The organism is Gordonia sesuvii, assembly GCF_036350415.1.
Classification (GTDB): Bacteria; Actinomycetota; Actinomycetes; order Mycobacteriales; family Mycobacteriaceae; genus Gordonia; species Gordonia sesuvii.
On sequence record NZ_JAZDUF010000002.1, the window covers coordinates 801,743 to 823,480 of the forward strand.

The following is a 21,738-nucleotide window of genomic DNA, read 5'->3' on the forward strand; positions in this document are numbered from 1 at the left end:
GTCCTCAGGTGCGCGACCGCCAGCGGTAGCGCACCTGAGGGCGGCCGGTGTTCCCGTACTCGGTGATGCGCTCGACGGTGTCGTCGTCGGCCAGACGTTCCAGGTAACGCCACGCGGTCACCCTCGAACTACCTAGCGCCACTGCCACTTCCGAAGCGGTCAGACCACTCTCGCTGTCCCGCACCGCCCGACCCACCGCATCAAGGGTGTCGGGCGCGGCGCCTTTCGCCGCGGTCGATCGGGTGTCGGTGGTCCGCAGTGCCGCGACGGCGCGGTCCACCTCGCGCTGGCTGACGGCATCGGCGCCTGAGCCGAGCGCCTCGCGATACCGTAGATACTGCTCGATCTTCTCCCGGAACGCGGCAAACGTGAACGGCTTCAACAGGTACAACAGCACTCCGCGCGAGATCGCATTGCGCACCGTGGTCAGATCGCGCTGTGCCGTGATCGCGATGATGTCGGGATCCGGACCGATCCCGGACAACGCGGAGGCGAGATCGACACCACGCGCGTCGGGTAGTCCGAGATCGAGTAGCACGAGGTCGACCGGGGTATCCGCTTCTGCCGCGGACCGCACGGCACGCATGGCCTGCTGGGCCGTGCCGACGGCGGCGACGACCTCGAAACCGCCCACCCGGTCGAGGAACTCGCGGTGCGCCTCGGCGATGAACGGTTCGTCCTCGACGATCAGTACACGGATCATCGGCCCCGCCCCGCTGTCGGTGCGGCCGGATCTTCGGTTCCCGGTTCTCGCGTCGTCGCCGCAGACACCGTCGCGGTGACGACAGACCCGTACGTGGTCTCGGCCGTCAACGTCCCACCGTGGCGGGCAATGATCTGCGCAACCAGCGCGAGACCGAGGCCGCGTCCGGCTGCGTCGCCACCCGACTTGGTGGAGAATCCACGCATCCGCGCTCGACGGAATACGTCGGGTGCCATGCCGGGGCCGCTGTCGGCGACGACCACCGTGAGTTCGGAAGCGTCACCGATGACGGTCACCTCCACCCACGGATCAGCCGGATCCGCCGCGTCGAGCGCGTTGTCGACGAGATTGCCCACCACGGTGATCATCTCACCCGCCGGGAGCAGCTGCGTCGCGGCGTCGACGAGAAGTGAATCCTCCGTCAATGTCAGTGCGACACCGCGTTCGGCCGCCTGGGCGGTCTTGCCGAGCAGCAGGGCGGCGAGTGCGGGTTCGGCGACCGATTCGCTCATCTCGTCGATCAGGCGCTGCGACAGTTGCAGTTCGGAGGTTGCGAGCCGGGCGGCCTCGGCACCACGGCCCATCTCGATCATGGCCACAATGGTGTGCAGCAGATTCGCGGTCTCGTGCGCCTGGGACCGCAGCGCCTCGGCGAAGCTGGTCATGCTGTCCAACTCCCCCAGCGCTTCCGACAATTCGGTGCGGTCGCGGATGGTCACCACCGCAGAGTCCCGACTGCCCGGAACCGGGGAACGGCTGACCACGAGTGTCCGGCCACCCTGCGCATAGAGTTCGTCCACCAATGGCGTTCGGCTGCCGTCCAGAAACTCAGGGACGGGTGCGCTGTCGGGTTCCGACGGCACGATGTCACCGTCGAGGTCCAGCAGTCGCCGGGCTTCGTCGTTGACGAGTGCCGGCCGCCCGGCCTCGGTGACCACCAGGCCCTCGCGGACCGAATGGAGGACGGCGTCATGGTGCTCGTACATGAGCCGTAGTTCCGCAGGTGCGAGCCCTCCGGTCTGCCGGAGCAGGCGCCTGCGGATCAACCACAATCCGGCACCGGCGAACAGCAGCACCAGGACCGCGATGGTCGCGATGAGAGGCAGTTGAGCCGTCCACGCGTCGGACAACGTCTGCTGGGTGATCCCCGCCGCGACCAGGCCGACAATCTGCCCGTCGGCGGAACGCACGGGCGCGATGGTGCGGATCGACGGCCCCAGCGTTCCGGTGTAGGTCTCCGTGTGCACCTCGCCGCGCAATGCCTCGGCGCGGCTACCGAGGTACGAGCCGCCGATCATCTCGGGATCGGTGTGCGTGAATCGGCGACCGGCGGGATCCATGATCGTGATGAACGCGATGTCGGTCGCCTGCCGTACCTGTTCGGTCACCGGCTGCAGGAGTGTGGCCGGATCCGGCGACATCACGGCCTCGGCGGTCGACGGTGCGTCGGCCAGACTCACCGCGACGGCGGTCACTTCCTGTCGTGCGGCTCGATCGCCGTCCACGCGGGCATCGACTGCGGCCAGGACCCCGCCCACCACCACGATCACCGCGACGAGGCCGAGCAGCCAGGCGACGGCCTGCCCTGCGAGGGTACGTGGCACGACGCTCGTCATCGGTCTTCCTCGGATGTGTGCGGGTCGACGCCCGGCGTGAACGAAATGAACTCAATCGTGACCCATGTCACGGGATACCCCAACAATTCGTACACGACAGAACCCGACGCGCACGGTGGCGCGCGACGAAAGGAATCCGATGAATCTCAGATCACGGGCCGGCCGCAGGGGTGACACCTCGCCCGGCGCCACGGCGGACATGCCGATACAGACCCGGAAGCGCGACCGAACGCATTGGCTCTACATCGCGGTGATCGGCGCCGTGGTGGCAGGCGTCGTCGTCGGCATGGTGTGGCCGGAAGTTGGCCAGAACCTCGGCGTACTCGGCACGATATTCGTCAGCCTGATCAAGATGATGATCGCACCGGTCATCTTCTGCACCATCGTGCTGGGCATCGGGTCGGTCCGGAAGGCGGCCACGGTCGGCAAGGTCGGCGGCCTGGCCTTCGTCTACTTCCTGGCGATGTCCACCGTCGCCCTCGGAATCGGGCTGGTCGTCGGAAACGTGATCAACCCGGGTGAGGGACTGAGTGTCTCGGCCAACGCGGGCAAGGGTGCCGAGCTGGCCGAACAGGCGCACGAGTCCGGTGGGACGTTGGAGTTCATCGAGGGAATCGTTCCGACGTCGCTGCTCAGTGCCCTCACCGAGGGCAATGTTCTTCAGGCCCTGTTCGTCGCGCTCCTGGTCGGTTTCGCGATCCAGGCGATGGGACGTGGCGGGGAGCCCATCCTCACCGCGGTGTCGTACTTCCAGAAGCTGGTCTTCAAGGTGCTGTCCATGATCCTGTGGGTCGCCCCGATCGGCGCCTTCGGCGCCATCGCCAACGTCGTCGGCCAGACGGGTTGGGCCGCGGTCCAGCAGCTGCTCATCTTGATGCTCGCCTTCTACCTCACCTGCCTCGTCTTCGTCTTCGGCGTGCTCGGCGTGCTGCTGCGCACGGTCGCCGGTGTGTCGATCTTCCGGCTCGTGCGTTACCTCGCCCGGGAGTACCTGTTGATCTTCGCGACGTCCTCGTCGGAGTCGGCGCTGCCGCGGCTCATCGCCAAGATGGAACACCTCGGCGTGGAGAAGACGACGGTCGGAGTCGTTGTACCGACCGGCTATTCGTTCAATCTGGACGGCACCGCCATCTATCTGACGATGGCGTCCATCTTCATCGCCGATGCGATGGGCGACCCGCTGTCGATCGGTGAACAGATCGGGCTGCTGGCCTTCATGATCATCGCCTCGAAGGGCGCCGCGGGCGTCAGCGGCGCCGGATTGGCAACGCTCGCAGGTGGATTGCAGGCGCACCGACCCGACATGCTCGACGGCGTCGGCATGATCGTCGGCATCGACCGGTTCATGTCCGAAGCACGCGCGGTCACCAATTTCTCCGGCAACGCGGTGGCCACCCTGCTGGTTGGGTCATGGACATCCACCGTGGATCGCAGTCGTGTCGACTCCGTGTTGAGCGGGGACGATCCGTTCGACGAGTCCGACATGGTCGACGACGACCCCATCGACCAGTTACCCGACGAGCCGACGCCGGAGCCGCGGCAACCGGCCTTGACGCACTGACCGGAGTCGGCACAACACACATCGGCCGCTCACCGAAACGGTGAGCGGCCGATGTGGTGGATTTCTCGTGTCGTCAGGACACCGCGGCGGCGGTCGACATGACGCGCAATGCGGCGATCAGTCCGTCGATCAGATCGCCCTGGCGGAAGCTCGTGACCGCGGCGGTGACGCCGAGTTGTGCCACTCGGTCGTTCACCCGGTCGGCGACCTTCGTGCCGGACACGACGACGACGTCGTGGGTGTTCGGCGAGACCGCGATCAGGGTGCCATGGGCGGGTTCGGGGGCGCGGAGCAGAACGGCCCGGGCGTCGGCGACGGCGTCGGAGCCCAGGTCGCCGATGAACACCGAGAAGCGGATCAGCGCCTTCTCGCTGGCTGCCTTCAGCGCATCGTCGAGACCGATGAGCTCCTCACGCGTGAACGGCGGTGTGGTGGGCGCCTGACCCGGGAAGCGAGTGGCCGACACCCGTCCGCCGTTGGTGACCACCGTGCCGATCGGCAGTGCCGTCGTCGCCGCCGACGAGACGGAGACATCGCCGTGCTGTCCTGGGACCACGTCACCATTTGCCACTTGCCGAACCTCCGTCCGTGTCGCTCGCCTCTGCGTGGTGTGCCAGGGCCATCGGTTCGATGTCGGTGGCGCTGAACAGCAGCGGTTTGTGCTGCCACTCCTGATCGAGGGTGTAGTTCTGCACCTTCGGGTACTTGACACCGCGCGTGAACGCCATGGCGACGACGCATGCCACGACGGACAGAACGGTCAGGATCGTGACCGGCACTCCGATGGGGACGATCAGGTCTTCCATGCCACCCTTTCGATCGGTTGGTGCTGAGCCCTGCATGCGACTGCGGTGCAGGTCGTGTGATCAATCTAGCCCACCGCTCGACGCTGCGGGCGACGACCCCTACACCGCGTCGTAGACGCCGCGGCATGCCGCGCTCACGCGGCGCCGGCGTCGATGTACTGCGTCCAGACCGGGTCGATGTCCTTGATCGTCGCGAGCAGACGCCAATGGCGCCCCTTGGGCGCGGACGGGACGACCCGCAGCTTCCAGCCGAGCTCGCTGAGCAATCGGTCCGCCTTGCGATGGTTGCAACTCGCGCAACACGCGACACAGTTCTCCCACGAATGCGCCCCGCCGCGGCTACGCGGTACGACGTGATCGATCGTGGTGGCCTTGCCGGCGCAGTACCCGCAGCGGAACCGGTCGCGGTGCATGAGTGCGGCACGCGTCATCGGGATCACCGCGCGGTAGGGCACCTTCACAAAGGAGCGCAGCCGGATCACCGACGGCACCGGCACGGACAGATCCGCCGAGTGCACGACCAGGCCCGCGTCGTCGGCATGGACGACGTCGGCTCTCTCCCGCAGGACGAGGACGATCGCACGACGGAGGGATACCGCGGTCAGTGGCTCATAGGTGGCGTTGAGCAGCAGCACCCGTCGGCGGCCCCACAGCGACGCCGACGGCGCGCCGACGACGGGGTGGCCGATGCCCACCGAATCCGACTCACGACCACCGGGCACCGTGGTGAGTGCGTGGACACGCTGCCGCGCGCCATCTGCCGAGGTCACCTTCGTCGCGGACCTGGCCTTCATACGCATCTCCCACCTGAACATTCGACGAGGTCAAGTTGACCACGGAACACCCCTGTTTGCACGACAATTCTGCGTGTCAACGCAGGTCGACCACGTGAACAACGGATGACACGCCCGCCGCCGACCAGTGCTGTTGATGAGTTCGCCGACCGTCAGGACAATGGGGATCGTGAGCAGTGAGGTCCCAGGCGGTATCCAGCCGAGTACACCCGCGACGCAACGAACCTTCTATGACGAGGTCGGCGGCGCGGAGACGTTCGACAAGCTCACCGCCAGGTTCTACGAGGAGGTCGCCGCAGACGACGTCCTGCGTCCGCTGTATCCCGAGGAGGATCTGGGCCCCGCCGAACGTCGCCTCCGCATGTTCCTCGAGCAGTACTGGGGCGGACCGCGGACCTATTCCGACGAGCGTGGTCACCCACGGCTGCGGATGCGCCACCACCCCTTCCGGATCGGACCGATCGAACGCGACGCATGGTTGCGATGTATGCACATCGCGATCGCGTCGATCGACTCCGAAACCCTGGACGATCCGCACCGTCGGGCGCTCGTCGACTACATGGAGATGGCAGCGAACTCGATGATGAACTCGCCTGTCTGACACGCCGAACGCCGAGCCGACGCGCCGAGGTGACCTGGACGTCTCGTCGAAAACACTGGTAAGGCACAATGACGACGGTGAGCGACGAGACATCGAAGGTTGTCCCCGCCGAACCGGATCCTGAGGGCGCAGATCAGGCACCCCAGACCGGTGTCGACGACGCCGCGACACCATCGGATGCGGGGATCGACGAGGCCCCCGCAGTGAGCGCCGACATCGAAGCCGATGGCGACGAAAGCAGCGACGACGGGGACGATCCGACGGCCGGAGACGCCATCGAGGCGACCGACTCCGCGGATGCCGCCGACCAGGCTGATCCAGAGGCGGACGACAGCGCTGAGGATGACACCCCCGCGGACGAGGACACGGACGCAGCGCCCATCGAAACCGAGCCCACCGAAACCGAGCCCACCGAAACCGAGCGCGCCGACAGCGATGTGACCGACACGCCTGACACCGACACCGACACCGCCGACACCACCGAGGACCCGGAACCGCCAGAAGACGAGCTCGCGGTGGTTCCCGCCTCCACCGCGACCCAGCTCGACCCGGCCGACACCACGTGGTGGAAGTCCGCGATCTTCTATCAGATCTATCCCCGGTCGTTCTCCGACATGAGCGGCGACGGGGTCGGCGACCTCGCCGGTGTGATCGACAAGCTCGGCTACCTCGAGCTCCTCGGCGTCGACGCCATCTGGTTGAGCCCGATCATGCGCTCCCCCATGGCCGACCACGGCTACGACGTATCCGATCCGCGCGACATCGACCCGCTCTTCGGTGACATCGCGACTTTCGACGAGCTGATCACCGAGGCCCACGACCGCGACATCCGGATCACGATGGACCTGGTGCCGAACCACACCAGCGATCAGCACCCGTGGTTCGTCAACGCCCTCGCGGCCGAACCCGGCAGCCCCGAACGTGCCCGCTACATCTTCCGCGACGGCCGCGGGGACAACGGTGACGAGCCGCCGAACAACTGGCACAGCGTCTTCGGCGGCCCGGCGTGGACGCGGGTGCCCGACCCCGACGGCAGCCCCGGTCAGTGGTATCTGCACATCTTCGCGGCCGAGCAGCCAGACCTGAACTGGGAGAATCCCGAGGTCTTCGATGATCTCGAGACGACGCTGCGATTCTGGCTCGACCGGGGCGTCGACGGGTTCCGCATCGACGTCGCACACGGGATGGCGAAGCCTGCCGACCTGCCCGACATGGACGTCGAATCCGCAGGCCTGCTGCAGAACTCGGACGATGACCCGCGGTTCAACAACTACGCGGTACACGACATCCATCGCAAGATCCGTACCGTGCTCGACGACTACCCCGGAGCGGCCAACGTCGGTGAGATCTGGGTGGACGACAACGAGCGCTTCGCCGAGTACCTTCGCCCCGACGAACTGCACCTCGGGTTCAACTTCCGCCTCGCCAAAGCGGCTTTCGACACCAAGTCGATCCGCGACGCCATCGAGAACTCGCTGGAGTCGGTGCTCTCGGTGGACGGGACACCCACCTGGACCCTGTCCAATCACGACGTCGAGCGGGAGGTCACCCGCTACGGTCGCCTCGGCGACGGTGCGGATGCCGACGGTGTCGACGTCGATCTCGGCATCCTGCGTGCGCGAGCGATGCTGTTGGTGGAACTGGCCCTGCCCGGCACGGTCTTCATCTACAACGGCGCCGAATTGGGCCTGCCGAATGCCGACCTGCCCGACGAGGCGCTGCAGGACCCGGTGTGGGAGCGTTCCGGACACACCGAGCGGGGCCGCGACGGATGTCGGGTTCCGTTGCCGTGGGAGGGGTTCGAGCCGCCGTACGGCTTCAGCACCACTACCGACACCTGGCTTCCGATTCCCGACGACTGGACTCGGTTCACCGTGGAGGCACAGCTCGAGGACGTCGGCTCAACGCTGTCGCTCTATCGGCAGGCGATCGAGATGCGCTATCAGCGGTCAGAATTCGACGGCGACACGGTGGAATGGTACGGGGCACCGGATGGTTGTCTCGCGTTCCGCAGGTCCGTCGGACACCTGATCTGTGCCCTCAACACCAGCGATGTCCCGGTCCCGCTGCCGCCCGGTGAGGTCCTGTTGTCCAGTTACCCGCTCATCGACGGTCAGCTCGCACCGAATTCGGCGGCCTGGCTGGTCTGACGGCGGCGCCGGCCGTCCTCAGAGGGTCATCATCGCGATACGTTCGCGGCGCTGGAACACCGATCCGTATCGGGCGTCGATGCGTATCCATGCGCCGGACAACCGGATTCGGACCGGTTCTGACTCGCTGATCTTCTCGATCGGCGACGACTCGGTGACCTCATGTCCCTCGGCGTCGCGGATGAAACCCATCGCGGTGAGTGCGAACAGCGATCGCATCGACACCGATGCATGTTCACTGTCGTCGGTGGACGACACATCCAGGATGTCCTGGTCGAGCAGTCCGGTCGCCGGGCCGTGCGCGCTTCCCTCGGTTCGCGCCAAGTGCGCTCCGCCACGTGACAACTCGACGACGGTGCGAGCCGGGACGTCGTCGAGCTGGGTGAATCCGGTCGTCGCGGGCAGAGCGCCTCGCCATGCGCTCGCGAGTGCGAACCCGGGATCGACCTCGGTCCCGGGTTCGGCTGCGCTCAGCGAGCTTCGCAATGTCGCTGCGTCACAGACGATGTCGTCGGGCCGCATGGTGCCGAACACCGACCGGCCGGCGAGGACGTCGAATCCGGTGGCGGCCCAGAGCCCGATGAGTCCGTCGGCCCGCGCGGCGACCCGGATCACGGCGGCGTCGTCGAGGCGCAGCGCCCGGCCCAGGAATGCCGTTGCGTCGGCCCGGTCGGCCGGACCGGCCAGGGTGATGTGCCGCTCGCTTTCGGTCATCGGTTCGCCGTCCGGTCGCGCTGGAAGGAGGCCAGGTACTCCTTCTCTGCCGGCGTGATGCGACGCAGACGTTGTGCGTCGACATCGAACGCGACGAGTTGGGTGGTCGCGGTGACCGCCGGCTTGGCGTCCGGGTCGTCGCCGTTGCGCCGTACCTCGTATCCGACGGTGAAGTCGACGGCACGCAACTGCTCGACGAACATCGTGACCACGATGGGCCCTTCGTCGTGACGCACCTGCTCCCGGTATCGCACGTGCAGGTCGGCGACCACACATCCCCGGCGCAGCTCCGCAGTCGGCCGCTCGTCGTAGAACAGCCACGGAATGCGGGCCTCCTCGATCAACGTCACCATGCGGGCGTGGTTGATGTGGGCGAAGACGTCCATGTCCGACCATCGGACCGGAACCTTGACGACGTAGCCGGCCTCGGTTCTGGTTCCCTCGTCCTCGTAGAGCACGTGTCTCCTCTCTGACGTCGACACGGCCGCGACACGGCCGCGACTCGGCCGCCGCAGCGGGTGATCGCGGTCCACCCTACGCACCGGGTGTCCTGGATTCTCCCGGCGACCGACACGGTCCGCGCTGTCAGGCGGGGATGATCTCCACCGGCAGCCCGTTGAGGGTGACCGTCCCGGACAGCGGGTCCATCCGGGTTCCATCGTTGAGCTGATTGACGTTCGCGCCGGGTGCCGCGGCGGCAACCGTCATCCGGGTGCCGGCCAGATCGTGGCCCCACCCGTGCGGGAGGGACACGACACCCGGCAGGATGTCGGCGCTGATCTCGACGGGGACCTTCAGCTCCCCACCGGGACCGCGCACGATCGCGACGTCATCGAGGCCGAGGCGCGCGGCGTCGTCGGGGTGCACGTACAGCGTGCAGCGGTTCGTGCCCCCGGACAAAGCGGTGAGGTTGTGCATCCAGCTGTTGTTGGACCGCAGGTTCCGGCGCCCGATCAGGACCAGGCCGTCGGAGGTGCGGTCGAGGGCCGAGCGAAGCCGCTCGACGTCGGCGATGAGATCGTCGGCGGCCAACTCGACCGTGCCCGACTCGGTCCGCAACACCCCGGGCAGGCGTGGTTGCAGCGGCCCCAGATCGACACCGTGCGGTGCGGCGAGCACCTGGGTGAGGGTGAGGCCGTCGGGCCGGACGCCGAACGCATCGCCGTAGGCTCCCAACCGGAGCATCATGTCCAGTCGCCGTTCGTGTCCCGGCGCATCGGGCAACATCTCGACGAGCGATGCGACGTCACGCCCGGCGACCGGCGAATGCGGGTCGGCGACCTCCTTTGCCAGAGTCATCGCGATCACCTGCTCGTCCACCAGCGCCGGGTCGGAGTCGACGCCGAACCCTCCGAGGCCCAGGACGATTCGGCCGATGATCTCCGACTCACCGGGGCGGCTGTCCGTCGGCGTGACTGGCGGTGAGTATCGTGCCGTCGCCCGCACTGCGAGGTTGTTGAGGATGAAGTCGAAGTGCGGGCTCTGCGACGGCGGAGGCGGCGGCAGGATCACGTCGGCGTGCCGGGTCGTCTCGTTGAGGTACGGGTCGATGCACACCACCAGCTCGGCTCCGTCGAGTGCGCGCGACAGCCGGTCGCCGTCCGGGGCCGACAGCACCGGATTGCCGCTGACGGTGATCAACGCCCGCATCCGGCCTTCGCCGGGTGTGTCGAGTTCCTCGGCGATGGCGACCGCGGGCAGTTCGCCCGCGACCTCGGGATGTCCGGAGACCCTGCTGCGCCACCGGCCGGTCCGGAACGCGCGCCCGGGCCGCGGGGGGCGCGGTGCCGGGGCGGTCGGCGGGGTCGGGAACATCACGCCGCCCGGGCGGTCGAGGTTGCCGGTGAGGATGTTGACCGCATCGATGAGCCAGCTGGTGACCGTGCCGAACTCGACGGTGGTCGTACCCATCCGCCCGTATACCGCTGCCGAGGGCGCTGCCGCGATCGAGCGCGCCAGGTCGCGGATCGCCTCCGCGGACACCCCGCAGTAGTCGGCCACACGCTCGGGCGCGAAGTCGTTCGCCTGCGCGCGCAGGACCTCGACTCCGGTGACGTATCGGGCGATTCCGCCGAGGTCGGGAGCCACCAGATCCTCGTCGAACAGGGTGTGCACCACGCCGAAGAGCAGTGCCGCGTCCGTACCCGGGCGAGGCGCGAGGTGGGTGTCGGCCAGCTTCGCGGTCCGGGTACGGGCCGGGTCGATGACCGTGAGGCGTCCACCGCGCTTGCGTAGCGCGGCCAGTTTGCCGGGGAAATCCGCCGCGGTGGTGACGCTTCCGTTGGAGACAACGGGATTCGCGCCGATGACGACGAGGTGGTCGGTGCGGTCGAGGTCGGGCACACAAAACGCGTACGGGTTGCCGAAGAGATACCCGAGGGCTATCTGCTTGGGCATCTGATCCAGCGTGCTCGCGCTGAACAGATTCGACGTGCCGAGGGTCTTGACCAGAACCGGCGCGTACAGCGCGCCCGCGACCGTGTGTGCGGTCGGATTCCCGAGGTAGACACCGACAGCAGAGCCGCCGTGTTCGCCGATGATGCCGCCGAGCCGCTCCACGACCGTGGTCAGCGCGTCGGACCAGTCGGTCTCGACCAGTTCTCCGTCACGGCGCACCAACGGCCGCTGCAGGCGGTCGGGGTCGTTGTCGAGGTCGGGCAGACTCGCCCCTTTGGGACAGATGTAACCGTGGCTGAACACGTCGTCGGCGTCCCCCCGAGCGGTGAGCAGTCGACCGTCGTCGTCGACGGTCACGGTGAGTCCGCAGGTGGCCTCACACAGCGGACAAATTCGCAGCGCAGTCCGGGTCATGCCTCACGATAGACCGATCGACCGGGGTCATGGCCAGCGATCGCGCCGACCCGACATCGAGTGTCCCGTCATGCTGCGGGCCGTGTCAGCGGATGACGCTACGGAGTTGCCGGGCGGCCACCGACAATGTCGCGAGATCGGGGTCCACGAGGTCGTTGATGTCGGCGAGCATGGTCCGCATGCGCGACAGCCGTGACGAGTGCGACGACTCCCACTCGCTGATCATCTCCGCCGCCGTCTCGTCGGGCTCACCGATCTCCAGGATCTTCAACGTGATCGCGCGTAGTGCACCGTGCATGTCGTCGCGAAGAGCCAAGCGCGCCAGGGCATGCCATCGGTCGCCGTAGTCGAGATCGGAGACCGAGGTGAGCAGTTCCTCGATGCGGAAATGCTCCATGACACCGAAGTAGAGTTCGCCGACCTCGACCGGATCGTGATCGGCGATCTCGGCGGCGTCGATGATGTCGAGCAGACAGAACCTGTGCAGGCTCACCGCGACGTCATGCGCAAGGTCCTCCGGTACACCGCACGACCGATAGTGCTCGACCCGTTGGTCCACGTCGAGGGCCGAACTCGTCCCGAGCCAGCTGTCGAGCAAGGCGGTCAGTTCGGCGACCCGCTCACGGTAGCGGGTGATCTCGGCCGCCATCGCCAGCGGCTGCGGCCGGAAGGCCAGCAGCCAGCGCGACGACCGGAACAGCAGCCTCCGTGCGTAGAGCATCATCTCGTCGATGACGCCGACCGCGGCCGGTGCGTGCAGGATTCGCTCGGACAGAGCGTCCATCCCGAACACGGCCGATGCGACCACGTAGGCTCGGACGCCTTCCTCGGTGGATGCGCCGGCGCCTTCACGCAGCCGGAACAGGTGGGTGGTACCGGCCTTGTCGACCACGTCGTTGACCAGCGTCGTCGTGACGATCTCGCGCCGCAGGCGATGGGAGCGGATGCCGTCGGCGAACCGGTTGCGCAGCGGCACCGGGAAGTAGCGGCCGAGTCGCTCGTCGAACACGTCGTTGTCGGGCAGGTCGGTGGCCAGCAGATCCGATTTGGTCGCGAGTTTGACGTGGGCCATCAAGGTGGCGAGTTCGGGTGAGGTGAGTCCGCGGTGCGGCTCGACGTCGAACCGTTTGCGTAGTTCCGCCGGTTCCGGCAGGGCCTCGAGGTGGAGATCCACCCCGTAGGTGTCTGCCAGGTCGGCGAGTTGCCGCACGTGGACGTCGACGCGGTCCTGCGAGAACGTCCGGCAGTAGCCGAGTTCGGAGTTCTGCGACACGTTGTCGGCGAGCACCAGATCGGCCACTTCGGCGGTCATCGAGTCGAGCAGTTCGGTGCGTTCGACACCGCCGATGTCGCCGGTCGACACCGCGGAGTCGAGCAGGATCTTGATGTTGACCTCGTGGTCGGAACAGTCGACACCTGCGGAGTTGTCCATCGCGTCGGTGTTGACCCGTCCGCCCCACAGGTCGAACTCGATCCGCCCGCGTTCGGTCGCCCCGAGGTTGCCGCCCTCCCCGATCACCTTGGCCCGCAGCTGATCACCGTTGACCCGGATGGCGTCGTTCGCCTTGTCACCGACATCGGCATCGGATTCGGCCGACGACTTGATGTAGGTGCCGATTCCGCCGTTCCACAGCAGGTCGACAGGGGCGAGCAGCACGGCCCGGATCAGCTCGGGTGGTGAGAGTTCGGTGGTATCACCCTCGATTCCCAGCGCCTCGCGCATCTCTGCGCTGACCGGGATGGACTTCTGATGCCGCGACCACACGCCGCCGCCGCGGCTGATCAGTGACACGTCGTAGTCGTCCCAGGACGACCGCGGCAGCTCGAACAGCCGTGCCCGTTCGCGGAACGCGGTGGCGGCATCCGGATCGGGGTCGATGAACACGTGGCGGTGATCGAATGCCGCGACGAGCCGGATGTGCTCGGACAGTAACATCCCGTTGCCGAACACGTCGCCGCTCATGTCGCCGATGCCGACCACCGTGAAGCCCTGGGACTGGGTGTCCACACCCATCTCTCGGAAATGCCGCTTCACCGACTCCCAGGCGCCGCGGGCGGTGATGCCCATCTCCTTGTGGTCGTAGCCGGCGGAGCCGCCGGAGGCGAATCCGTCGCCGAGCCAGAAGCGGTAGTCCGCCGCGACCTCGTTGGCGATGTCGGAGAACGCGGCGGTTCCCTTGTCGGCCGCGACCACCAGATACGGGTCGTCGGAGTCGCGACGGACCACCGACCGTGCGGGGACGACGACCCCGGTCTGCCGGTCGATGTTGTCGGTGACGTCGAGCAGCCCGGCAATGAAAGCGCGGTAGCACGCGACCCCTTCGGCCCGGTGGGCGTCGCGGTCGGCGGCGGATTCGCCGGTGGGAGCGGGCGGCCGCTTCACGACGAAGCCGCCCTTGGCCCCGACCGGGACGATGACCGCGTTCTTCACCGCCTGTGCCTTGACCAGGCCGAGAATCTCGGTCCGGAAGTCCTCCCGCCGGTCCGACCACCGCAGTCCGCCGCGCGCGACCATGCCGAACCGCAGGTGCACGCCTTCGACTCGTGGCGAGTACACGAAGATCTCGTGCAGGGGCTTGGGTTGGGGCGCCTGCGGGATGTCGCGGGGGCGCAACTTGAACGACATCACCGACTGCCGGACGCCGTCGGGGTCGGTGACGAAGAAGTTGGTCCGCGACGTCGCCGTGACCACCGCCGCGAACGCCGACAGGATCCGGTCGGCATCCAGGCTGATGACCGTACCGATCTCGCTACGCAGCGCATCCAGGGCGGCGCGGCGCCGGGTCTCGTCGGCGGACTCCGGGTCGAACGAGGCCGCGAACAGTTCGACGAGGCCCTGCGTCACGGCCTTGTGATCGCCCAGTACAGACGCCACATGTGTTGTGGTGTAAGCGAATCCGCATTGCCGAAGGTAGCGGCCGTAGGCGCGGAGCATCGCCGCGGTTCGCCAGGTGAGGCCGCAGCGGATGATGAGTTCGTTCACCGCGTCGATCTCGGCGCTACGCCGCCAGATCTGCCGGAACGCGTCGGTGAAGCGATGCTCGAGGTCGTCGAGCGAGCCGGTGTCGATGGTCATGCCCTCGCTCAGTCGGACACCGAATTCGTAGGCCCAGCAGGACGATCCGTCGTTGCGGCGAAGGTGATACGGGCGTTCGTCGAGGACGTCGAGCCCGAGACTCTGCAGAACGGGCAGAACGTCGGTGAGGGTGGCGGCCTCGTCGCAGAGGTAGAGGGTGAACGTCCAGCGTTCTTCGCGCAGGCGGCGACCGTCGTCGGTGCCGTCGATACCCACGATCGGCGGGGTGTCCTCGGATTCCTCGTCGCCGAGCGGACGACCGAGGGTGACCGTCAGATCCCCTGGCGCGAGCCCGGTGACGTGGACGAGATCGGCGAGCCCGTCCCGCGGGCTGCGTTGCTCCTTGTAGTCGTCGGACAGCGACGGCAGCATCCGCAGAACCGCGTCGGCGCCGCCCTGCGGCCATTCCGCGGCCGGCTGCTGCGCGTCGACCGCGCGCGCCAGTTGACGTACCCGCTCGTCCCAGCTGCGGATCGCGTCGGCCAGTTGAGCCTGCATACTGCGCTGTGCGTCGCTGCCGGTGTGGAGGGCTCCGAGGGAGCGCGCGACGTCGGCGTCCACGCGCACGAGGACCTGCAACAACGCGAGCGGCATCTCGCTGACCCGAGCGGTGTATTCGATCGCGGAACCGCCGAGCGCGCGCAGCAGATGGGACTGGAGCTCCAGGCGCGATTTCGTGTTGTAGCGGTCACGCGGGAGGTAGACCAGCGCGGAGGCCATCTCACCGGCCGGATCGGCGCGGACGAACAACCGCAACGAACGGGTGGCGACGGCGTCCAGCAGTTCGTCCACCCGCCGACCGAGCTCTTCGTCGGAGGCCGCGAACATCTCCACGAGCGGATAGTTCTGCAGCAGTTCCAGCATCGACTGCCCGGCGAACGAGTCCTCGTCGACCTTCGCCCGGCCGAGCACACCGTGCACCTTGGCTCTCAGGACGGGGACGTCGAGCACCGTCTGGTGCAACCCCGACGAGGTGAAGGTACCGACGAATCGATGCTCGCCGACGTGTGCGCCGTCGTCGTCGAAGGCCGGGATCTGCAGCAGCGTGGGAAAATCCGAACGCTGGATACCGGTCTCGAGGTAGACCCGTGACACCACGGGCAACAGCGGCGCCGTCACCGAGGTCGGAAACGCCGACGACACCTGTTCGGTGCGCCAGATCCCCAGCCGATCGGAGGACGACGACTCGTCGATCGCCCGGACGTACCCGAGTGGCAGGAAGTGGTTGCCGGCGAACCACTCGAGCAGTCGTGCGTACTCCCGACGCTCGCCCGCGAGCAGGCCGCCCTCGGCGGACGGCGGCGGTGACATGCACTCCCCCGCGAGGCGGGTCAACTTCTCCCGCATGGTCGCGACGTCCTGGTCGACGTCGGCGACCCTCCCGATGACCTCCGTGAGTTCCCGGGTGAGCGCATCGGCGTCGAACTCCGGCTGACGGGAGAGCGCCACGACGAAGATCCAGGACTCGACCGCACTCGGATCATCCGGCGCGAAATCGACGAGCACACCGTCCGCCGAGCGCAAGACCGGGATCACCGGATGGTCGATCCGACTGACCACCAGGTCATGCGCCTCGACGGTGGCCAGCACGGCCTCGACCAGCAAGGGCATGTCGTCGTTGACGACCACGACCTCGATCCCACCGGAATCGGTGGCCACGACGTCGACGAGCGTGCGACCGGGTGCACGCGTCTCGGCCACTTCGAGATGACGCCGCACCCGTCCCACTTCCTCGTCGTCGAAGGAATCGGGATCCGGGTACCGAGCGTCGTCCGCGAACGCCGAGGCCGTGCCGAAGTAACGCGCAATCGCTTGCGGCAGAAGCGATGTCATGTTCGTCACGGCACTCACCCCATCGCGGCGAGGCAGGAACCCGGAATCTCCGGGTGTACCTCCCTGCCTGCGATGGTAGTGATCCTCACGCCTGCGCGGCCCGGGATCGACGCCGCGTGTCCTCCGAACCGCGAGGACGCGACTCTTCGTTCAGTCGCGGGTCAGGCGACGGTGCGTCACGCGGTGCGGTCGCGCGGCGTCGGCACCGAGGCGCTCGACCTTGTTGGCCTCATATGCCTCGAAGTTGCCCTCGAACCAGAACCACTTGCCCTCTTCGACGTTGCCTTCCCACGCCAGGATGTGGGTACAGGTCCGGTCCAGGAACCACCGGTCGTGGGAGATGACCACGGCGCAGCCGGGGAACTGCTCGAGCGCGTTCTCCAGTGAGCCGAGGGTCTCGACGTCGAGGTCGTTGGTCGGCTCGTCGAGCAGGATCAGGTTGCCGCCCTCTTTCAGGGTGAGCGCGAGGTTGAGGCGGTTGCGCTCACCGCCGGAGAGCACCTCGGAGCGCTTCTGCTGATCCGGGCCCTTGAAGCCGAACGCGCTGACGTAGGCACGCGACGGCATCTCGTTCTGACCGACCTCGATGTAGTCGAGCCCGTCGGACACGACCTCCCACACAGTCTTCTTCGGGTCGATGTTGGCGCGGCCCTGGTCGACGTAGCTCAGCTTGACCGTCTCGCCCACCTTCACCGAGCCCGAATCCGGCTCCTCGAGCCCGACGATCGTCTTGAACAGGGTCGTCTTGCCGACACCGTTGGGACCGATCACGCCGACGATGCCGTTGCGCGGCAACGTGAACGACAGGTCCTTGATCAGTACCCGACCCTCGAAACCCTTGTCGAGGTGCGAGACCTCGACGACCACATCGCCCAGACGCGGCGGTGTGGGGATCTGGATCTCCTCGAAGTCGAGCTTGCGTGTCTTCTCGGCCTCGGCCGCCATCTCCTCGTACCGCGCGAGTCGTGCCTTGTTCTTCGTCTGCCGCGCCTTGGCACCCGAGCGCACCCACGCCAGTTCCTCCTTGAGGCGACGCTGTAGTTTCTGGTCCTTCTTGCCCTGCACCTCGAGCCGCTCGGCCTTCTTCTCCAGGTAGGTCGAGTAGTTGCCCTCGTACGGGTGCAGCTGGCCGCGGTCGACCTCGCAGATCCAGCCGGCGACGTGATCGAGGAAGTAGCGGTCGTGTGTCACGGCGAGGACCGCGCCCGGGTAGGCGGCGAGGAACTGCTCGAGCCACAGGACGCTCTCCGCGTCGAGGTGGTTGGTGGGCTCATCGAGCAGCAACAGGTCCGGCTTCTGCAGCAGGAGCTTGCACAGTGCGACTCGGCGGCGCTCACCACCGGAGAGATGGGTCACCGGCGAATCCCCGGGCGGACAACGCAACGCATCCATCGCCTGCTCGAGCTGCGAGTCGAGGTCCCATGCATCGGCGTTGTCCAGATCCTCCTGGAGCTTGCCCATCTCCTCCATGAGCTCGTCGGAGTAATCGGTGGCGAGCTGCTCGGCGATCTCGTTGAAGCGGTCGAGCTTCACCTTGATCTCGCCCATGCCCTCCTCGACGTTCTCCTTGACCGTCTTCTCCTCGTTGAGGGGCGGCTCCTGCAGCAGGATGCCGACGGTCGCCTCGGGGTCGAGGAAGGCCTCACCGTTCGACGGCTGGTCCAGGCCGGCCATGATCTTCAGGATCGACGACTTGCCGGCGCCGTTGGGGCCGACGACGCCGATCTTGGCACCCGGGTAGAAGGACATGGTGACGTCGTCGAGGATGACCTTGTCGCCGTGCGCCTTGCGCACCTTCTTCATGGTGTAGATGAACTCAGCCACTTACGAAATCTCCTTCAGACCCTGGTTTTCGTTGCCACGCATCGTGTTGCCATCTATGGGCTCTCTCGAGCAAATCCCTACGCGGCTCCGGCCATGCGGCGGACTGCCACAACTCGCTCCAAGCCTAATGGTCTGACGCCCCGACCGGGGCGCGCCCCCCGCCCTGTCGGCATGCGGTACGCACTTCCCTCGCGCACTGGGTGTCAGGGTGGTCGAAATCACGTCCTGATCAGGACTTTCTCCTCAATGGAACAACCGGTCCGGAACGTACCATCCTCGGTATGACCACCGATGAGCAACGAGTCCTCGACGAAGTCGCCGGTCGAATCCAGGCCGCCTACCCCAACCGCTCGCCCGACGAGGTCCGCCACACTTTCGACACGGTGGTCCGTGACTTCGACACCGCCCGCGTGCGTGACTTCGTGCCGCTCCTCGTCGAGCGCCGCGTGCGGGCAAGCCTCGAGTTCTAGTGTCCCGACGCGGGACACTAGGCAGGTTCACGCCGCCGCCGGGCGCCCCTGGGCGTGGCTTCCGTCCGCGCCGATGACCGCCGTGTCCACGGGCGCCCGACCGTGGTCCGCCGCCCCTGCGTATGTCACCACGCACCGACTCAGGTCGAGCCCGACCGCACTCGCGGTCATCTCCAGGTCGGCACGTCTCTCCCCGTCGGCGGTCACGTACTCGTTGGTCTTGATCTGTCCATGTGCGATCACGGGTCGGCCTTTCGCAACGGCCTGCGAGACCCCTGCCAGCAGACGTCGCCAACAACTCACGGTCAGATACAGCGTGGGGCCATCGACCCATTCCTGGCTGCGCTTGTCGATGCGCCGTGAGTTGCAGGCAACGCGGAACGAGATAACCGGCTCACCGGTGGTGGTCTCGCGATGACGCGGATCGGACACCACTGTCCCGATGACGGTCGTGTAGGTCTCGTACATGATCGGCTCCTCCGGCTCGTCGAGCGCCACGGTTCTCCGTGACTGCCGACAGCATCGGGCATCGCACGGCTGCGTAACCGGTCCAGAGACGATCTGTGGACAACACGCCGCGAGTCGGGTCGATCAGCGTTTCTTGTTGAGTTCTCTGAGCATCTCGTTGTAGTCGGTGAGGTTCGCGTCATGATCGCGATCGGCGCGACGGTCCAGCCGTTGCGCCTGCCGCTCGTCCTGGCGACGCCATTGGACGAACAAGGCCAGCATGATCACGACGAGCGGGATCTCACCCGTGGCCCACGCGATGCCGCCGCCGACCCGCTGGTCGTCGGCCAGCGTGTAGTCCCACGGCAGGTTGAGACCCAGGTAGTAGCCCTCGGCGATGACGGCGCTCGTCATCATCAACGCCACACCGAAGAACGCGTGGAACGGCAATGACCCCATGACTATTCCGAGTTTCGCCACCGGGGACACCTGGCGGGGCGCGGGGTCGATGCCGATCACCAGCCAGTAGAAGAGGTACCCGCTCACGATGAAGTGCACGTTCATCAGCAGGTGTGCGGCGTGGTACGGCACGACGGTCTCGAACAGCCCGCTCAGGTAGAGCAGGTAGAAGCTGCCCACGAACAGCACTGCCGCGATGGCCGGGTGGGTGACGAAGCGCGACGGCGCGCTGTGCAGGGCCGACTGGATCCATTCCCGTGGTCCGGGCGGATTGCCCCGTCCCGCGGGCGGCAGCGCGCGCAGGGCCAGGGTGACCGGACCTCCGAGGACCAGCAGCACCGGCACCATCATCGACATCGACATGTGAGCGATCATGTGCACGCTGAACATCGCCGGCGAGTAGCGCCCGAGCCCGGAGGACGTGGTGAACAGCAGTAGTGCACACCCCAGGATCCAGGCAACGGTGCGTCCCACGGGCCATGCGTCGCCACGTCGGCGCAGGCGGATCACCCCGCGTAGGTAGACGATCGCCAGAACGAGTGCCAGGGTCCCGAACAGGATGTCGAAGCGCCAGTCGAAGGCGATTCGCGCCAGCGTCGGCGGTCCGTCGATGCGATAGCCGATCTGGTTCTCGACCGCGCTGATGTCGGCGATCTCACCGATCGGTGGCGGCGTCCGGGACAGCCCCACCGCCACACCGAAGGTGACCGCGAACACCAACAACTCGACGACGCCGAATCGGACGAACAGCGAGCGCTCGGCCGGGCCGTCCTCGAGCCGCGCGATCGTCACTCGCCGATGCCACCATCCGAGCGCACCGAGGAGCACCAGCGCCGCCACCTTGGCGAGCACCAGGGCGCCGTACACGTCGGTGAACAGATCCGACAGGGACATCCGCACGAATGCGTTGATGACGCCGCTGACGCCGACGACGATGATCGCCCAGAACGCCACGCGGGAGAACCGGCGCACCGCCAGCGCCCGCCAACGGCCGCCGGCGAACGCATAGACGAGTACCGCGAAGAGGCCACCCATCCACACGGTCGCGCCGACGATGTGCAGGATCAGGCTGTTGGTCGCCAGATCGTGGTTGCCGCCCGTCGACGAATGTCCGGCGAGTGCGAGCGGCATCAGGCTGAGAAGTGCGATGCCGAGGACGGGGACCGTCCAGCCCCAACGCAGGACGATCCGCGCCAACGCAGCGGCGGCCACGGCGAAGATCGCCGTCCACAGCCAGGTGGTGGCGTCGGCGACCTGCGGATAGGCCGTGATCAGATTCGACGGCCGCAGCGTCTCGGACAACGGCTGTCCGCTGACGTTGGAGATCGACAGCGGAATCATCAACACCGCGCAGACCGCCCACACCAGCGACCCGGTCGCCGCGATCCGGATCGCCCGATAGCCACCGACGTCCAGGACCCCGTCGGACTGTGGCGGGACGAAGAACGCCGCGAACATCGACGATCCGACCGCGATCGCCGCACCCACCTGCCCGATCACGGTCACGACCGCGACGCCGTACGTCGTCGGCCATCCGGGATCGGGGACCCCGGCGAGTTCGATCGCGGACGCCGCCGACAATGCCGTGGCCACGATCGCCACGAGGGCAGCCACCCAACCCACCGCCCAGGCGAGACCCGCGACCACACCGCGATGCTCATGCATCGAGTCGCGGCCGGGGTCGGCCGGAGCTCTCGGCGTTGCGCTGGTCATGGGTCAACTGTAGGACGGGATATACTCGCCCTCGCTGCCGCCCTGAGCGGTACCAGCCTCCGTAGCTCAGGTGGATAGAGCAAGGGCCTTCTAATCCCTAGGTCGCAGGTTCGAGTCCTGCCGGGGGCACCGCCGAACTGACCGACTTCCCGCGTTCACT

16 protein-coding genes and 1 tRNA gene are annotated in these 21,738 nt (G+C 67.1%); 5 read left to right on the forward strand and 12 right to left on the reverse strand.

Annotated elements, in window-relative coordinates; genetic code table 11:
• Window positions 1-4 precede the first annotated feature (4 nt).
• Window positions 5-703: a response regulator gene (locus tag VZC37_RS10410; protein WP_330432377.1), complete on the reverse strand. Its 699-nt coding sequence runs from the start codon at window positions 701-703 to the stop codon at window positions 5-7.
• Complete coding sequence (locus tag VZC37_RS10415) at window positions 700-2,319, reverse strand: sensor histidine kinase (protein WP_330432378.1); 1,620 nt, start codon at window positions 2,317-2,319, stop codon at window positions 700-702. Before VZC37_RS10415 ends, VZC37_RS10410 begins: the two co-directional genes overlap by 4 nt.
• A 139-nt stretch (window positions 2,320-2,458) precedes the next feature.
• On the opposite strand from VZC37_RS10415, the gene VZC37_RS10420 reads away from it, so the two are divergent.
• Window positions 2,459-3,880: a cation:dicarboxylate symporter family transporter gene (locus tag VZC37_RS10420; protein ID WP_431309372.1), complete on the forward strand. Its 1,422-nt coding sequence runs from the start codon at window positions 2,459-2,461 to the stop codon at window positions 3,878-3,880.
• Window positions 3,881-3,953: 73 nt separating this feature from the next.
• Here the strand turns inward: VZC37_RS10420 and VZC37_RS10425 are convergent, their stop codons facing one another.
• The 3 genes from VZC37_RS10425 to VZC37_RS10435 all read right to left on the reverse strand — a co-directional run bounded on the left by VZC37_RS10425 (window position 3,954) and on the right by VZC37_RS10435 (window position 5,480).
• Window positions 3,954-4,451: a DUF5130 domain-containing protein gene (locus tag VZC37_RS10425; RefSeq protein WP_330432379.1), complete on the reverse strand. Its 498-nt coding sequence runs from the start codon at window positions 4,449-4,451 to the stop codon at window positions 3,954-3,956.
• The gene (gene ctaJ / locus VZC37_RS10430) at window positions 4,438-4,686 is read right to left on the reverse strand and encodes an aa3-type cytochrome oxidase subunit CtaJ (protein WP_330432380.1); all 249 of its coding nucleotides are present in this window, start codon (window positions 4,684-4,686) and stop codon (window positions 4,438-4,440) included. Before ctaJ ends, VZC37_RS10425 begins: the two co-directional genes overlap by 14 nt.
• A 134-nt stretch (window positions 4,687-4,820) precedes the next feature.
• Window positions 4,821-5,480 carry an HNH endonuclease gene (locus VZC37_RS10435; protein WP_330432381.1) on the reverse strand — a complete coding sequence of 220 codons (660 nt, stop codon included), beginning with the start codon at window positions 5,478-5,480 and terminating at the stop codon, window positions 4,821-4,823.
• A 160-nt stretch (window positions 5,481-5,640) separates the two neighbouring features.
• Here VZC37_RS10435 and VZC37_RS10440 point away from each other — a divergent pair, with 160 nt between their 5' ends.
• Both VZC37_RS10440 and VZC37_RS10445 read left to right on the forward strand, forming a co-directional pair.
• Window positions 5,641-6,081, forward strand: a complete 441-nt coding sequence (locus tag VZC37_RS10440) for a globin (protein WP_330432382.1) — start codon at window positions 5,641-5,643, stop codon at window positions 6,079-6,081.
• 68 nt (window positions 6,082-6,149) lie between these two features.
• Entirely contained in the window at window positions 6,150-8,231 is a 2,082-nt protein-coding gene (locus VZC37_RS10445) for a glycoside hydrolase family 13 protein (RefSeq protein WP_330432383.1), read from the forward strand.
• 18 nt (window positions 8,232-8,249) lie between these two features.
• Here VZC37_RS10445 and VZC37_RS10450 read toward each other — a convergent pair whose 3' ends face one another.
• The 5 genes from VZC37_RS10450 to ettA form a co-directional block, all read right to left on the reverse strand.
• Complete coding sequence (locus tag VZC37_RS10450; RefSeq protein ID WP_330432384.1) at window positions 8,250-8,945, reverse strand: DUF8010 domain-containing protein; 696 nt, start codon at window positions 8,943-8,945, stop codon at window positions 8,250-8,252.
• On the reverse strand, window positions 8,942-9,403 hold the full coding sequence (locus VZC37_RS10455) for an acyl-CoA thioesterase (RefSeq protein WP_330432385.1): 462 nt from the start codon (window positions 9,401-9,403) through the stop codon (window positions 8,942-8,944). Before VZC37_RS10455 ends, VZC37_RS10450 begins: the two co-directional genes overlap by 4 nt.
• 127 nt (window positions 9,404-9,530) lie before the next feature.
• Entirely contained in the window at window positions 9,531-11,756 is a 2,226-nt protein-coding gene (locus VZC37_RS10460) for a molybdopterin-dependent oxidoreductase (RefSeq protein ID WP_330432386.1), read from the reverse strand.
• Window positions 11,757-11,841: 85 nt separating this feature from the next.
• The gene (locus tag VZC37_RS10465) at window positions 11,842-16,665 is read right to left on the reverse strand and encodes an NAD-glutamate dehydrogenase (RefSeq protein ID WP_330432387.1); all 4,824 of its coding nucleotides are present in this window, start codon (window positions 16,663-16,665) and stop codon (window positions 11,842-11,844) included.
• Between the two features lie 150 nt (window positions 16,666-16,815).
• Window positions 16,816-18,489 (reverse strand): energy-dependent translational throttle protein EttA, encoded by a 1,674-nt coding sequence (ettA, locus tag VZC37_RS10470; RefSeq protein WP_330432388.1) that lies wholly within the window; start codon window positions 18,487-18,489, stop codon window positions 16,816-16,818.
• A 281-nt stretch (window positions 18,490-18,770) separates the two neighbouring features.
• On the opposite strand from ettA, the gene VZC37_RS10475 reads away from it, so the two are divergent.
• Complete coding sequence (locus VZC37_RS10475) at window positions 18,771-18,959, forward strand: three-helix bundle dimerization domain-containing protein (protein WP_330432389.1); 189 nt, start codon at window positions 18,771-18,773, stop codon at window positions 18,957-18,959.
• Window positions 18,960-18,986: 27 nt separating this feature from the next.
• On the opposite strand, the gene VZC37_RS10480 is transcribed toward VZC37_RS10475, so the two are convergent.
• Together VZC37_RS10480 and VZC37_RS10485 are read right to left on the reverse strand one after the other, a co-directional pair.
• Entirely contained in the window at window positions 18,987-19,427 is a 441-nt protein-coding gene (locus VZC37_RS10480) for a single-stranded DNA-binding protein (protein ID WP_330432521.1), read from the reverse strand.
• A gap of 123 nt (window positions 19,428-19,550) precedes the next feature.
• Entirely contained in the window at window positions 19,551-21,578 is a 2,028-nt protein-coding gene (locus VZC37_RS10485) for a bifunctional copper resistance protein CopD/cytochrome c oxidase assembly protein (RefSeq protein ID WP_330432390.1), read from the reverse strand.
• 55 nt (window positions 21,579-21,633) lie between these two features.
• Between VZC37_RS10485 and VZC37_RS10490 the strand changes: the two genes are divergently transcribed.
• A tRNA-Arg gene (locus VZC37_RS10490) sits at window positions 21,634-21,707 on the forward strand.
• Window positions 21,708-21,738 lie beyond the last annotated feature (31 nt).